This window comes from Candidatus Tisiphia endosymbiont of Myopa tessellatipennis (genome assembly GCF_964031105.1).
Taxonomy (GTDB): Bacteria; Pseudomonadota; Alphaproteobacteria; order Rickettsiales; family Rickettsiaceae; genus Tisiphia.
In genome coordinates this window covers 992366-1006726 of sequence record NZ_OZ035005.1, presented here as the reverse complement: position 1 = coordinate 1006726, position 14361 = coordinate 992366, and the positions used below count along the sequence as shown (strand labels likewise).

At 32.5% G+C, this 14361-nt stretch carries 15 protein-coding genes and 1 pseudogene; 7 read left to right on the top strand and 9 right to left on the bottom strand.

The features are described from left to right. Positions 1-16: 16 nt before the first annotated feature. Genes rpoD through AAHN03_RS05045 form a run of 3 tightly spaced genes read right to left on the bottom strand, consistent with a single transcriptional unit; the run spans position 17 to position 4352 of the window. Positions 17-1945: an RNA polymerase sigma factor RpoD gene (gene rpoD / locus AAHN03_RS05055; RefSeq protein ID WP_342278337.1), complete on the bottom strand. Its 1929-nt coding sequence runs from the start codon at positions 1943-1945 to the stop codon at positions 17-19. A gap of 17 nt (positions 1946-1962) precedes the next feature. Continuing rightward, positions 1963-3735 carry a DNA primase gene (dnaG, locus tag AAHN03_RS05050; RefSeq protein WP_342278336.1) on the bottom strand — a complete coding sequence of 591 codons (1773 nt, stop codon included), beginning with the start codon at positions 3733-3735 and terminating at the stop codon, positions 1963-1965. After that, positions 3732-4352, bottom strand: coding sequence for a diacylglycerol/polyprenol kinase family protein (locus AAHN03_RS05045; protein ID WP_342278335.1), 621 nt, complete (start codon positions 4350-4352; stop codon positions 3732-3734). The genes dnaG and AAHN03_RS05045 overlap by 4 nt, the downstream gene beginning before the upstream one ends. Positions 4353-4428: 76 nt before the next feature. Here AAHN03_RS05045 and greA point away from each other — a divergent pair, with 76 nt between their 5' ends. The 4 genes from greA (at position 4429) to AAHN03_RS05025 (ending at position 5948) form a co-directional block, all read left to right on the top strand. After that, positions 4429-4920 carry a transcription elongation factor GreA gene (greA, locus tag AAHN03_RS05040; RefSeq protein WP_342279190.1) on the top strand — a complete coding sequence of 164 codons (492 nt, stop codon included), beginning with the start codon at positions 4429-4431 and terminating at the stop codon, positions 4918-4920. Positions 4921-4996: 76 nt separating this feature from the next. Continuing rightward, positions 4997-5143 (top strand): hypothetical protein, encoded by a 147-nt coding sequence (locus AAHN03_RS05035; RefSeq protein WP_342278334.1) that lies wholly within the window; start codon positions 4997-4999, stop codon positions 5141-5143. Further along, a complete protein-coding gene (locus AAHN03_RS07685; protein ID WP_410521325.1) occupies positions 5136-5456 on the top strand; it encodes a transposase in 321 nt (106 codons plus the stop codon). The genes AAHN03_RS05035 and AAHN03_RS07685 overlap by 8 nt, the downstream gene beginning before the upstream one ends. A 54-nt stretch (positions 5457-5510) precedes the next feature. Next, the gene (locus tag AAHN03_RS05025) at positions 5511-5948 is read left to right on the top strand and encodes a hypothetical protein (RefSeq protein WP_342278333.1); all 438 of its coding nucleotides are present in this window, start codon (positions 5511-5513) and stop codon (positions 5946-5948) included. Between the two features lie 220 nt (positions 5949-6168). Here the strand turns inward: AAHN03_RS05025 and AAHN03_RS05020 are convergent, their stop codons facing one another. Genes AAHN03_RS05020 through AAHN03_RS05010 form a run of 3 tightly spaced genes read right to left on the bottom strand, consistent with a single transcriptional unit; the run spans position 6169 to position 9986 of the window. After that, entirely contained in the window at positions 6169-7995 is a 1827-nt protein-coding gene (locus AAHN03_RS05020) for an AAA family ATPase (RefSeq protein ID WP_342278332.1), read from the bottom strand. Between the two features lie 33 nt (positions 7996-8028). Next, positions 8029-8262, bottom strand: a complete 234-nt coding sequence (locus tag AAHN03_RS05015; RefSeq protein ID WP_341761433.1) for a hypothetical protein — start codon at positions 8260-8262, stop codon at positions 8029-8031. Then, a complete protein-coding gene (locus tag AAHN03_RS05010; protein ID WP_342278331.1) occupies positions 8262-9986 on the bottom strand; it encodes a hypothetical protein in 1725 nt (574 codons plus the stop codon). The genes AAHN03_RS05015 and AAHN03_RS05010 overlap by 1 nt, the downstream gene beginning before the upstream one ends. 25 nt (positions 9987-10011) lie before the next feature. Between AAHN03_RS05010 and AAHN03_RS05005 the strand changes: the two genes are divergently transcribed. Together AAHN03_RS05005 and AAHN03_RS05000 are read left to right on the top strand one after the other, a co-directional pair. Continuing rightward, positions 10012-10173, top strand: coding sequence for a hypothetical protein (locus tag AAHN03_RS05005; RefSeq protein WP_341761148.1), 162 nt, complete (start codon positions 10012-10014; stop codon positions 10171-10173). Between the two features lie 145 nt (positions 10174-10318). Continuing rightward, positions 10319-11380 (top strand): IS110 family transposase, encoded by a 1062-nt coding sequence (locus tag AAHN03_RS05000; protein WP_342278330.1) that lies wholly within the window; start codon positions 10319-10321, stop codon positions 11378-11380. Positions 11381-11756: 376 nt separating this feature from the next. On the opposite strand, the gene AAHN03_RS04995 is transcribed toward AAHN03_RS05000, so the two are convergent. From AAHN03_RS04995 to AAHN03_RS04990, 3 genes and pseudogenes are all read right to left on the bottom strand, one after another. Beyond that, the gene (locus AAHN03_RS04995; RefSeq protein WP_342278329.1) at positions 11757-12044 is read right to left on the bottom strand and encodes a hypothetical protein; all 288 of its coding nucleotides are present in this window, start codon (positions 12042-12044) and stop codon (positions 11757-11759) included. Positions 12045-12380: 336 nt separating this feature from the next. Continuing rightward, positions 12381-12662 (bottom strand): annotated as a pseudogene (locus AAHN03_RS07680) (hypothetical protein); the annotation flags it as partial. A gap of 54 nt (positions 12663-12716) precedes the next feature. Beyond that, complete coding sequence (locus tag AAHN03_RS04990; RefSeq protein WP_342278328.1) at positions 12717-12959, bottom strand: hypothetical protein; 243 nt, start codon at positions 12957-12959, stop codon at positions 12717-12719. 973 nt (positions 12960-13932) lie between these two features. Between AAHN03_RS04990 and AAHN03_RS04985 the strand changes: the two genes are divergently transcribed. After that, on the top strand, positions 13933-14295 hold the full coding sequence (locus AAHN03_RS04985; protein ID WP_342278327.1) for a hypothetical protein: 363 nt from the start codon (positions 13933-13935) through the stop codon (positions 14293-14295). Positions 14296-14361 lie beyond the last annotated feature (66 nt).

Below are 14361 nucleotides of genomic sequence, written 5' to 3'. Positions count from 1 at the left end.
TAAAACCTATAGAAAATCATCCTCCAAAAGCAGAATCTGAAGAATTGTTTTGCTTTCTAGATCCCCCCCGGAAACTACTAAGTTTTTTAGATCTAGTCGGATGCTTCAATTTGCGTAGTGCTTTGGACTCTATTTGCCTAATACGTTCCCTAGTAACGTTGAATTGTTGTCCAACTTCTTCTAGTGTATGATCAGTACTCATTCCTATACCAAATCTCATTCTTAGAACTCTTTCTTCACGAGGAGTAAGAGTTGCTAAAACTCTAGTTGTGACCTCTCGTAAATTCGATTGAATTGCTGCGTCAAGCGGTAATACAGCATTTTTGTCTTCAATAAAGTCTCCAAGATAACTACCATCATCATCGCCTATTGGATTTTCTAAGCTAATTGGCTCTTTAGCTATTTTCATTACTTTTCGTACTTTATCAACTGGCATAGAAAGGCGAGCGGCAATTTCTGCCGGAGTCGGTTCATAACCTAGCTCGTTAAGCATCTGCCTAGAGGTACGAATAATTTTATTGATCGTTTCAATCATATGCACGGGAATACGTATGGTTCTAGCTTGATCAGCTATAGCTCTAGTAATAGCTTGCCTAATCCACCAAGTAGCATAAGTAGAAAATTTATATCCCCTACGATAGTCAAATTTATCAACAGCCTTCATTAACCCAATATTTCCTTCCTGAATTAAATCTAGAAACTGTAATCCACGATTTGCATATTTTTTAGCAATTGAGATAACTAGACGCAGATTAGCCTCTATCATAGCTTTTTTTGCCCTAAGGACTTGTCTTTCACCCTTTTGTATTGTATGCACTAATTTTTTAAATTCAATAATTGGCAAACCAATAGTCATTTCCATGGTTTTTAATTCACTAATCATTTGATCAATAGCATCAGATTCTTTAGCAAGGAAATTCTTCCAATTAGATTGCCTATTTTTTTGCATTTGCCTTTTCCAGCTTTCATCAATTACTGCTCCCATATATTCATTTAGGAAGTTCTGACGACTTATGCCATATTTCTCAGCTAATTTAAGGAAGCTCCCTTCTTTAGTTACTAATTCTCTATTTAGACTATATATTCTATTAAGAATTTCTTCTGTCCTTTTAGAGTGAAAATGGATACTAGAAATTTCAATAATTAGTAATTGTAGATTCTTGGTATATTTTTTGTTATCATGCAATCCTTTAGGCTGAGGATAACGTGTGTAATGTTTTTTTGCTTCAATTAACAACTCTTCAGAAAGTTTAGAAACTTTTTCCATACGCTTGATAACACTAGGTAATAACTGCAACTCAATAGTAGCTATTGATAAATTACTAGCTTCTTCATGTTCTTCATGATCTGATTCTATATAATTATTTTGATTCTCTTCAGAATTACTATCATCCCCGTTGAGCATATTAGCTTCTAGATCAATCAAATCTCGGAGTAGTATTTTTTCATTAACTAAATCTTCATGCCATTTTATAAAGAATTTCATCGATATTGGATTTTCACAAAGTGACTTAACCATTATCTCTTTGCCTTCTTCAATATCTTGGGCTACTTCTATTTCAGTCTCACGAGAAAAAAGTCCAACTCCTCCCATATCTCGTAAATATAACCTTACTGGATCATCGGTCGTACCTAAATTTTCTTCTTCACTTTCGTCTTCAGGCTTACGATCAACATTATTAGATAGTTTAAATTCATCATCTACATTAATATCAAGTTTGATCTCGTCATCATCACCTTCTATAATATCAACTCCAGCCTCAGAAAACTTTGATATTACCTTTTCTAAATCGTTTACTGATATATTATTAGTCATTAGAATGACTTTATTTAGATCATAATAAGTGACTGCAGTGCCTTTTTCTTTAGCTGTTTTAACTAGGTTATCAACTGCAGTACCAACTGCAGTACCTTTTACATCTATTTTCTCTTTTGCTTCTGTCATAATTTATAAACCTTGGGTCAATTAGTAAAAGATTCGTTTAGATTATAAATCTCTTTAGAGATTTTCAAAATTTCTTCTCGATATAATATAGCTTTTTTTAGCTCTTCATCTGAGCCATTTTGAATAATTGAGGTATATTCTTGTTTTAATAGCACTAGGTGATGTTTTTTATGCAACCATTGCCAAAGTAAGTCAGAATCGATATCATCCTTATTAAATGACAAATCTAGAAATAGATTATTGGATTTTGACAATACTGAAAAAGTGTCATAAAATCCAGTTTTTTCTGCCAAACCAATAATATTTTCCTGATCTAATATATCGTTGCTAATAATTTCTGCAAAATACCAATCACGAAAAGCTTCAAGCATTTTATTTTGGAAATTTAACGTTAATAAGAAATCCTTTATTTCTTGCTTTTTGGCCATTTCAGGAAATTTAACCAATATTATACAAAAAGTTTGTTCTAATATTTCGATTTCTGAATAGTTAGGAGTGGTAGATATAATATTTGAACTTGTTATAGTTACTTTATTTTGCCGTTTAATTAAATTTTGCCATATCTGATCTTTAAAATATCGATAATAATTATTGCTAAGTAGTTTATCCTTTATTTGTTTGCAATAATCTCCAAGATTTTTTTCCAAAATAGCTTTGTCTTCTGGAGTTGAGAAAATCTTACCTTCATATTCGGAACGCCAAATCATTTCAGATAGATTAATTCTTTTATCAAAAATTTGTGTAAAACTTCCTGCACCATCTTTATTTATAATATCATCAGGGTCACTTCCGCTAGGTAACACCACAAAGGAAATTTTCTTATTGCCATTTATCAGAGGTAGTACTAGATTAATTACCCGATGGGTGGCTTTTATTCCTGCTATATCCCCATCTAAACAGAGTACTATTTCATCTCCGGCACGCCATAATTTTTGTAGGTGATTCTCTGTAACCGAAGTACCAAGACTTGCCATTGCTTCTTTAAAACCAGCTTGGTGCAAGGCAATAACATCCAAGTACCCTTCAACTAAGATTGAATGATTTTTCTTATAGGCAACACTAATTGCATTATTCTCCCCATATAATGTTTCATTTTTTTGAAATAATATGGTTTCCGGAGAATTTAAATATTTAGGTAACCCCTCACCAAGCACTCGCCCCCCAAAACCAACTACTTTATTATAAACATTTTTAATCGGAAAGATTATCCGATTATAAAATATCTCATATATTGTACCATCATCTCGCTTGCCCACTAAGCCTGCTTTTTGAAGTTTTTTCAAAGATATTGATTTTTTTTCAAAAAATTTCTGTAATGCTTTAGCTGGAGGAGCAAATCCGATGGAGAATTCCTTAATTGCTTCTTTACTAATACCGCGGTCATGTAAGTAGCTACATACTTCTTGTGACAATTGTGATGTAAAAAATCTTTCAGCCATCTCTAAGATATTAAATAGTTCATCCGATTCTTCATAGAGTTTCTGTTGTGCTGCTGTTAATTTAGGCAATTCAATGCCATAATCATTAGCAAGTTTAATGGCTGCTTCCTTATAAGATAAACCGCTAAAGTTGGAAACAAACTTTATAACATCCCCGTGAACAGCACAGCCAAAGCAATAATAAAACTTCTTGGCGTCGTTTACAGTGAATGATGGAGATTTTTCAACATGGAAAGGACATAGTCCCAAGTAATTTCCAGATTTCTTAGTTAAGACTACTTTTTGTCTAACAATATCTGATAAATTAATCCGAGTTCTAAGAAGTTCATAAAATTCTAATGGAATTCTCATAAACTTAAAATAAAGGTGAATATGATTGTAGAGAAACAGTAGCTAAGAGGTATTAATAAATTATCGTTTATTGATAACTCTTTTGAGTAGAATTCACTAATAGTAGCAACTGTAGAACTAATTATGATAACAGTAAAACTAGTGTGATAGCCGATGAAAAAATACACTAATATGCTAATAAAAATTGCAGAAATTAGAAAGGCAATGGAACCTTCCAATGATTTGCCATTTTTTAGAGGCGTACCTATTTTTGTACCCACTAACGCAGCAAGACAATCAGCTATTATCAATATAAGCCAAGATGAAATCGCTAAACCTTTTGAAAATAAAAGAGCAGTTAAGAAAAACCCAACCACCATAAAACTGCTACCACTTAGTCTGAATAAACCACTCTGTTCTTCAGGTCTCATAAACTTTCCAAGAAATTTATCTGTAAATTTCTTAACATATAAATTATAATGCCTTGTAATATCTATATATAATACACATATTATAAGTAGAAATAATAGTGTAGTAACAACTAATTTAGATGAAAATAAATAAAAAAGTGGTATAATCAAGCTGTATAAATGGAAAGTTTTACGTTGTATTTCAAAATTAAAGAGTTTAGTTTGCATAATAACCTAAAAGGCCTATTTGACAAAGTTTGACACAACAAATATACTAGAAAACTTAACTTAGACAAGACATATTATTATGGCAGATTTTCCTATTACACATAAAGGGTTTGATAGTTTAGAAAAAGAAATTAAACATCTTAAACATATAGAACGACCAAAAGTAATTGAAGCTATAGCAACAGCTAGAGATTTTGGAGATTTATCTGAGAATGCAGAATACCATGCAGCACGGGAAAAACAAAGTTTTATTGAAGGTCGCATTGTGGATCTTGAAGATAAAATAGCAAGAGCTAAAATTATTGATACCTCAAAACTCTCCGGTGATACCATAAAATTTGGGGCGTTAGTTAAGTTGATCGATGATGAAATAGAGGAAATAGTTATATATCATATTGTTGGAGAGTATGAAGCAGATATAACCAAAAAGAGGGTATCCATAGTATCGCCAATTGCTAAGGCTCTCATCGGTAAAGGGGTCGGAGATATAGTAGAAGTAACTACTCCTAAAGGTTCAAAATCTTATGAAGTTTTAGAAGTATCCTATCAAGAATTAGTAGATATTTAAGATAATAACTATTAGTGCTAGCTTATTTATATGTTATAACCTGAATTAGATGTAACTTGTTACATCTAATTCAGTATTGTATATAGAAACAATCAGGTTTGAAGTGGTTCTACTCGATAGTCAAGAATTAACCGAGATTTTAGATGAAGGAAATTTGAGTCAGCTAGGTTACCAAACACTTAGTGAACTGAAAGAAGAGTTTTTAGTTATGGTTTTTGACTAACATATTAGATTTATCTGCAGAGGAGATTGCTGAATCCTATAAGAAACGCTGGTCTATAGAAGTTTTTTTTAGATTTATCAAACAAAATTTACAATTTAAGAATTTTGTCAGTAATAATATGAATGGAATGCAGGTATATTTATATTGCATTTTAATAGCAGCAATTTTGTTTATAATTTTTAAAATTAGTAATAAACTAACAAGATTTAAGATGGTGTTATTAAAGTTTACTTTGCTCATTGAGAAGGAACTTATTAAAGATATTGTACTTTTTTATGGCGGTAATCCAAACTTGGTGGAGCTGAAAATATGATCCCATTCGAACTTTCGACAGTTGTGGGTCTATACTCTTAGGTCTATGGTAAACATGGCTAAAGAATTAGGCTTAAGAAGTAAAAAGAATTGTCACCTAAATAAAACTGTTATACATCGTTTAATACAACAACCATTTTATTACGGTGAAATGAGAGTAAAAGGAGAGATGTGGTCACATGGTTACCAAGCAATTATAACAAAAGAGACCCTATCATACTTAAAAAATACTAATGAGCTAAAAAAAGCTGACCATGACCAAGCAACAGCTTCATTAAAGAAAGAACATACCGAAAATGAAAATAGATTAAATTCATTAATAGATTTGCGACTCAGTGGTGAACTTAGCAAAAAAGAATTTCAAACAAAAAAACAACAATTGAAAGATCGCCAATATGAAATTGATCGTTTACTGAAAACTTATGATGAAGCAGATGATAAATTTACTGATACCGCTACAACGCTGATAACTCTAGCATCGCAAGGTCTATGAAACTTTCAAAGGTTCTGAAAGCCCTCAAAAACGCAAAATGATAAATTTCGTATTTCATAACCTCAAACTAAGAGGCAAAAAACTTAAGACATCTCTACGTTTCCCTTTCGATATTTTAAAAAAAACGATGACTTGTACCACAGTGGCGGGGCGTAGTGGACAATTTCAGAACCACGATAGACGTAAAATTGCTAGTTATTCAAGCCATTACACTCTATTATTAGGGTTCATTAACTTGGTATTGTAATTCCACATTCTTACCGCAAAAAGCTATAGAAAGTTTAATGATTTTTTTGACATGAGAATATTCTTTTATCTTAGTGTCATATTGCTTATCTATAATTTGCTTTAATCCCATTTGGGCTACCAAGGCTAAATCTTCTGTATTTTTGGCGATCTTGTACTCAATAATAATAGCCTTATCTTCTTTACCAACCTTGGGGATCATAATAATATCAGCTCGTCCACTGCCTGACTCTTGTTCACTGGTTATGATGTAGGCAGAAGATAACATGTTAACAAGTCCTAGCATAAAACCACTATAAAATAACTCAGCTTTTTTATTTCCTGTTTGGTGAAAACTAGTAGCGTTTAATAACAATTCCTGAAGCCGTTCTTTAAATTCTTCTAACCGACAAGCAGGTAATAGAGTAGCAAAAGGATAATATAGTGAACTATCAATCTGTAACTTATTACTAACCCATTGTAATAATCTCGCATTATAGATATGTTTTACCTCTTTATTAGGGGCGGATAGTTCATAAACATTCTCTTCTAACTCGATGACCATTGGATTCAAGTAACCACTAAATAGTAATAGACTAAATAGTCCTGAGCGTGAATTAATATCATTGAAACTTATTTGTTTAGTAATCTGCGATATAATACTCTTACCACTAGCAAGTTGTTGTAAATCTTGTTGCATTTCATCTGACAATAATGCCTTATCAATTATCCCCGTACCTCCACTATCTAGCCAATAGTGATCAAGCTTACCTTTATGTGCTAAACATTGCATTATTGACCATGGATTATAAATTATCTCGCCACCAAATGTATACCCATTATACCAATGTTTAATCTCTTCAGGATTCGTTTCAGTTGGAACGATGGTTAGTAACTTATCAACTTCTGCTTGGGTGAAGCCATAGAACTTAGAAAAATCATCATCAAGTAATGTATATTCAGTAACATTATTCAAATCTGAGAATAAATTAGCCTTAGCAATCCTTAATATGCCAGTTATTACTCCTTTTTCTATACAAGTATTACCTTTTAGGCTGCTGCCAAACATTCCTCTAAACACCTTAAGAATTCGTTCAAATTCTTTTGCTTTGTGACCAAATTCTAAATATGCACTATTAATTGGTGTATCATATTCATCTATTAATATGTATACTTTTTGTTTAAAATGCTTATATAAAATCTGACTTAAAAACTTCAAGCTGTTTTTTAAATAGCCTATATTAATATCACCACTTAGATAATTTCTTAGTATTATTTTTTGTGGAATACTGAGAAATGTATTATCTTCTTGAAGATATTGTTCTAAATAATGAAATTTTTCAAATAGTTCTATTATTTGATCTATAATACTACTAATAATTTCATTATAATCGCTCCCCTTCACTTCTTTAAAATTTATGTATATTACTGGAAATTGACCTTGGTAGTCAGAGATAATGTCTGAATACTGTGTTATCTGAAGTGGTTTAAGTAGTCTTTTTTTACCACTAGCTACTCCTAAATCAATTTCACCACCGATAAATAATTTATTATTTACTCTCTTTTCTTGAGCTAAAGGCTTACCTCTCTCGTCCACTTCAATTTCCAAGAACTTACAAAGCATGTCCATATTAAGGCTTTTACCCCAACGTCTTGGCCGAGTGATTAGGATAACCTTACCGCTATCTTCTAATAACTCTTTGATCATTAAACTTTTATCAACGAATATATCGCTATTAATGAGCAGATCATAGAAGTCATCACTACCCACTAACATCTTTGGTTGATAATTAATATTATTTTTACTCTTTTTTTCTGTCATTGTTTTTACGATTTTCTACTAACTATAATACCATTATACACCTGTTTTATTATCCACTAATAGATTATTAGTAAAATTTTTGCTAATAATACTATTTTTTATCAATATTGAAATCAAACCTTCTTGATCTCTTGGTACTTCTACTGTCAACTTACGATTATCATCATCAATTACTGTCTTCTCATAGCTACCATTACGAATTAAAAAACCCAACGGACTTGGTAAAACGTATAATTGCAGCAAAACTGCTTTGCAATCTTTTAGCATTACAAATCACATTCTAAACCTGAGTCGCCAAGTAAATTGTTGGTAAATTCTTCATTTACCAGCTCATAATTGTAAAAATTGTGTTCCTGTGCTTTGGTGGCAAAATCTTGCCCTTGAGCAGCAGCATTAACCATAATATTACTAATTTTATTGTAAGCCGCAGCTTTAAAATTATCATCCTGACTTATGCTAGATGCGTTGAAATAATATTTTTTAGCTTGCTCAAATAACCCTACAGATTCAAAATACTCAGCCTGCTTTAGCATTATATCAGGATTCTCTGCATCTTGTTTTAGCCATGCTTTAAAACATTCTTTTATCCTAACCGCATTATTAATTACTTTATAGCAGTTAATCGCCTTAGCATATTCACCTTTATTAAAAAATAGCTGACCAAGTTTCTCATATATTTTTGGTAGATGACTATTCGCCTCTATAGCTTTTACATAGTAATCCAATGCCTCATTTTCACCATTCTGCTCAGCGATACTAGCTAAGCAACTATAGGCTATAGCCTTAAGATTCTTGCAGGCAGGAGAGTCCGGATAATCCTCTAGATACTTTATAGCTTTATGATAATAAACTTGGTTAGGTTTATCTTCATCAATAGGCAAACTACTAACTTGGTACTCAAGATTTTCTGTTACTTTAGCATGGCAAGCCGTTATTAACTCTGCAATCTTGGCATGATCAGGTAACTTAACTCCACAGACACTGGCAAAGAATTTCACATATTCATATTGCTGCTGTAAACAATAACCATAGCCTTGGATCTGATGTTGAAGCTGAACATTACCCGGTTCAGCATATTCAGCAAAAATCTCCAATGCTTGTTGCAAGATTATTATGCCATCTAGTATGCTTCCCATTTGCTTACAGTTAAGTACTTTCTGTAACTTTGATAATAAGTCCAGCTCTGAAAAATATTCATCTTTATTATGCCTTGGCAGTAGGTTATTGTAATGAATTGATGATGGAATCCAATCTTTGACAAGATGATAATTCTCAGAAAATGCATTGAGTAAATTAGCATCTGAGCATTTAGTTGCATTACCAATAGCCTTAACTATCACCTCTAATAGTTGATTAAAATTATTACTGGCAGTATTTAACAGATGAGATGAACACTCCTGAGCTTTCTTAGAAATAGTGATATTGACCATATCACCTTTAGCGTCAGAATATTTAGATGATTCGTCTATTGCTGTAAGTAAGTCAGGTACAGCTAACTCACCTTCGTCAGTTGGTTCATAGAATAGATGTATTGAGCAATTCTCTTTGAGTTTATTAATCAGTGCTTTACACTTTTCTTTTGCTCCTGGAATACCGTTTAATATTTGATTATCTCTTAATATTGCATCTATAGACTCTTTGATATTCTGAATATTTTTATTTGGTGATACATGGGTAACTACTAAAGATATGCTATCCTCTATAGATTCAATATCCTTAAAACTTTTAATAAAATTATATAGTGTTTCAAGGAAAATACTGCCTCTCTTACTCCTTAAATCTGATTCATCTACCACCAATACAAATTTTAGCTGATCTGTAGTCTCAAACAGCCTTTTAATATAAAAGTTGTTGGCAATTTCTTGGACAGGGTCAGTATCATTAAAGCCAGGACAGTCCCAAATGGTTAGGTCTTTAAAGAGACATTTATTAGGAATTTTAGTCTCGGAAGCCATTTTATGACCAATGACAATATCATCAAGTGGCTGCATCGCGTCTCATCTTCGAGACAAAAAAGTGCTTAAAACGTCTAAAGAATCAGGTTTGCAGTGGTTTTGGCATGAAGTTTGTAGTCATGTAAACATCACTTTTCTACTTGACATACTAAAAATTAGTCAACATAATGCTTCTTATGTGTATTACCATTGTTTTGTTTCAAATAAAAACTCTTGTCATTAAAGTACACTTTTATCAGTATTTCTTTATTATAAAATTCCACAGGTGAAAAAATAATGGTATGGATCTCCTGATATACAGAATGAAAAGCAGTTGCTAATCTTCTAAAGTTAATATTAAATATTAAAATAACAATCAGGGGGCTAAGATGGAAGTTACCACAATTGGTATAGATATTGCAAAAAGAATTTTCCAAATTCATGGTGTAGATAAAAATGGTAAGACGGTATTAAAGAAAAAATTAATGAGAGATCAAGTTTTAACATTTATGGCTAATTTACCAAAATGTTTGGTAGGGATGGAAGCTTGCGGCGGAGCTAGTTACTGGGCAAGAGAAATAACTAAATTGGGGCATACAGTAAAACTAATGGCAGCACAATTTGTCAAACCGTATGTTAAAACTAATAAAAATGATCAAGCTGATGCAGAAGCTATATGTGAAGCGGTAACAAGACCAAATATGAGGTTTGTACCAATTAGAACTGTAGAACAACAAGATATTTTATCAATTCATCGAGTAAGAGAGAGATTGGTAAAAAATCGTACTGCCCTTGCTAATGAAATTAGGGGTCTACTACATGAATTTGGTTTTATTATTCCTCAAGGGATCAATAAGGTTATGACAAAATTAACCGAGATTTTAGATGAAGGAAATTTAAGCCAGCTGGGTTATCAAACATTTAGTGAACTGAAAGAGGAATTTTTGGATAATGACAAAAAAATAAAAGAGATAGAAAAAAGATTAAAAATAATAGCTAGCAACTTAACTCAATATCAACGATTAACAGCTATACCTAGTCTTGGTTTAATTACTGCTACTGCTTTAATAGCATCAATAGGTAATGCTACAAGTTTTGAGAATGGTAGGCAATTATCGGCATGGTTTGGATTAGTGCCAAGGCAGCATTCCAGTGGAGGGAAAGATAAGTTGCTTGGAATTAGCAAGCGAGGTGATGTTTACTTGCGTACTCTATTGATCCAAGGAGCTAGAGCTGTACTAAATGCCAAGATAAGATTTACATTGGAAGAACAAAAATCTAAAAAAGATTTTAGCAAATTTACGCAGTGGATGTTTAATTTATCTGAGCGAAATGGACATAATGAAACAGTAATTGCTGTAGCTAATAAACTGGCAAGAGTGGTGTTTGCAGTACTAAGGTCAGGGGATGATTATGTAGAGAGTAAAGTTTGTAGCACAAAGCTATTATAATTAACATAAAATAAAATAAATAGTGGTTTATTAATTAATAGGTAAACAAAGAATATGTAAGAGATTCCAACCCGGAATATGCGTGAGATAATAATATTGATGGTAAATAAGACAAACCTTAGCTTACAAAGAAACTGATGACTACAATGGCTCTTTGAAGCCGATAAAATGATAAGTATATAGTAAATTTGTAAGCCAGCGAATTCCATCAGGGCTGTAGGATAAATTACACATAATTTATTAACTATAAGCCGGATACATGTATGCATTTGCATTTTTGCTATTAGATGTTATTTTTTTCTTGCATTTTACAGGAGGTTCATACATGTAGTCAGTAACGAGAATTTAATTCTACACTCCACTCGTCGCATAATACTCACGTTCTATAGCATAATTTCTGCTCATATTTATCTCGAAGATGAGTAGCGTCAATAACCAGCTCGTTAGTTTTATCATCAAAAATTGCTTGCAGCTTTCTGCCACTAAACAAATGGGCGAGTGTACTCTTGCCAGCCCCGGTATCACCAAGCAGCAATATCCCCTTCTTACCATGTTCCTGCAGGCGGTCGTTACCATCTCGGATTAGATTCGATACTTGCTTGATAGTAGCCTGATCATCATTATCAAACTGATTATTCCCATCTGCTACCTCAAATAATTTCACAACCGGTATATCTAGTATATATTCTTTTACTTTTGCCTCCTCTATGGCTTTTAATTTAGCTGCTTCTTCTATTGCCTTAGCTTCCTCTTGCTCTCTAAGCTTTGCCTCTTGCTCAAGTCTCTCAGCTTCTTGTCTGGCTTTTTCATCTACCTCTGCTTGTTGTTGCTGTTTTAGTATCTTAGCGGCTTTTTTAGTAGGATCTCTATTAATCTGTAATTCTGTTTCTATCTCCTGTGCTATAATATTTCCTATATGGTTATTATCAAGGGAAAGATAAGTAATATAGGGATTAATCTTTAAGGCTTCTGCTAGACCTTTCGCTCCTGCATCTCCTATTTGGTTTTGTTCAAGATGAAGAGTAGTAATAGATTTATTATCCTTTAAGCCTTCTCCTAGCGATTTCGCTCCTGCATCTCCTATTTGGTTTTGTTCAAGATGAAGAGTAGTAATAGATTTATTATCCTTTAAGCCTTCTCCTAGCGATTTCGCTCCTGCATCTCCTATTTGGTTTTGTTCAAGATGAAGAGTAGTAATAGATTTATTATCCTTTAAGCCTTCTCCTAGCGATTTCGCTCCTGCCTCTCCTATTTGGTTTCGTTCAAGATGAAGAGTAGTAATAGATTTATTATCCTTTAAGCCTTCTCCTAGACCTTTCGCTCCTGCATCTCCTATCTAGTTACCCCAAAGGTAAAGAGTAGTAATAGATTTATTATCTTTTAAGGCTTTTGCTAGAGCTTTCACTCCTGCCTCTCCTATCTGGTTATTTTGAAGGTAAAGATGAGTAATAGATTTATTATTCTTTAAGGCTTCGGCTAGTTCCTTTACTTCAGCATCTCCTATCTGTTTATTATAAAGGTAAAGATAAGTAATAGAGTTATTTCTTATTTGTTGTATAATAGTGTTGTCTAATGGCATTTTTTCCTCTCTTTTATTTAGGTCAAAAGTGATTAGTACTTAGTAGTTATCAATAAAGTACTGTTATTCGATCTGTATCGCCGACATTAGCATAGTCTTTTATGTCATATAGCTAACCCAACTAATATTACTCCATCTATTAGCAAGAAGCCGCTTTGTGACAACGAAGCAATTGTAAGTTGTCATTCTTAGCAACGGCGGGAATTTAGATACCTGTTTTTGCAGGTATGACACAAAACAGGATTGCCTCATCTTCTCTCAATGATATTTTTTTAGACTTACACAGTCCTATTCTATTATTAAAGTTATATGCTTTATATAAAATATATGACATATTTTGATATGTAAAGTGTATTTATAAAAAATTTGTGGGAATATAAAATTTGGCGGGAATAAAATATGATGCAAATTGTGATTTTAGGATATAATAACTCCCTTACAATACTGATACTACAGGGGATTATATGTGAAAAATTGTTGTAAAATTTAACAAGTCAAAAGATATCGATAATCTTAGAACAATCATGAAAAATGTTTACGCAAGTAATAGTGATCATTTACCGGATATCGCTAAATTTCACTTAGGCAATAAGATTTTTATACCGAATCAGGTAGAGGAAGCGAAATTGCATATAATAACTGCGAGCGAGGTTAGGCTTTGGCTTAAATCTTTACTATTCTTAGGTTGTCCTGACTATTAACATAGATGATGTATTTTAGCTCTCTAACATTACTAGGAATCCGGTTTATTAGGTTTTTCAGATTATCTCTACCAACTCGGCTACCTAAGTTCCAAGGTAGCTGTATTGTAGGGGAGTTATTATATCATAAAAAATTACAATTTACATCATATTTTATTCCCGCCAAATTTTATATTCCCACAAATTTTTTATAATATGCTGAACCGGGTAATGTTCAGCTTCAGCATCAGATACAAGGCTATGGTTATTGCTTACAGCAGCAATATGAATATGTGAAATTCTTTGCCAGTGTCTGTAAATCTGAATTACCTGATCATGCCAAGATTGTAGAGTTAATAACGGCTTGCCATACTAAGGTAGCAGAAAATCTTGAGTACCAAGTTAGTAGTTTGAATATTGTCCAGCTTGTTAAGGCTTTGGAAACTAATAGAACCATCAGCCAAATAAACCTTAGCTATAACAATATTACTGACAATGGAGCAATAACACTGGTGGGACTTCTAGAGTCTAATAATAAAATTACAAGCAAAATAATAATAGATTTCACAGATTTTGAAAATGCAAAGATTAGTTATCAAGTAGAAGAGCTGTTAATTGAGACTCTAGAAAGTCACAACAAAAAACTGGAGGTATAATTTTAAAAATATTCATCTTTTTTAAAATAGTAAATAATATTGATGCAATTAAAAAGGTATCTATTG

Bases quoted from the DNA above. Each gene is read 5' to 3' on its own strand.
- rpoD (WP_342278337.1), bottom strand. From the start codon at position 1,945: ATGACAGAAGCAAAAGAGAAAATAGATGTAAAAGGTACTGCAGTTGGT.
- dnaG (WP_342278336.1), bottom strand. From the start codon at position 3,735: ATGAGAATTCCATTAGAATTTTATGAACTTCTTAGAACTCGGATTAAT.
- AAHN03_RS05045 (WP_342278335.1), bottom strand. From the start codon at position 4,352: ATGCAAACTAAACTCTTTAATTTTGAAATACAACGTAAAACTTTCCAT.
- AAHN03_RS05025 (WP_342278333.1), top strand. From the start codon at position 5,511: ATGGCTAAAGAATTAGGCTTAAGAAGTAAAAAGAATTGTCACCTAAAT.
- AAHN03_RS05020 (WP_342278332.1), bottom strand. From the start codon at position 7,995: ATGACAGAAAAAAAGAGTAAAAATAATATTAATTATCAACCAAAGATG.
- AAHN03_RS05015 (WP_341761433.1), bottom strand. From the start codon at position 8,262: ATGCTAAAAGATTGCAAAGCAGTTTTGCTGCAATTATACGTTTTACCA.
- AAHN03_RS05010 (WP_342278331.1), bottom strand. From the start codon at position 9,986: ATGCAGCCACTTGATGATATTGTCATTGGTCATAAAATGGCTTCCGAG.
- AAHN03_RS05000 (WP_342278330.1), top strand. From the start codon at position 10,319: ATGGAAGTTACCACAATTGGTATAGATATTGCAAAAAGAATTTTCCAA.
- AAHN03_RS04990 (WP_342278328.1), bottom strand. From the start codon at position 12,959: ATGCCATTAGACAACACTATTATACAACAAATAAGAAATAACTCTATT.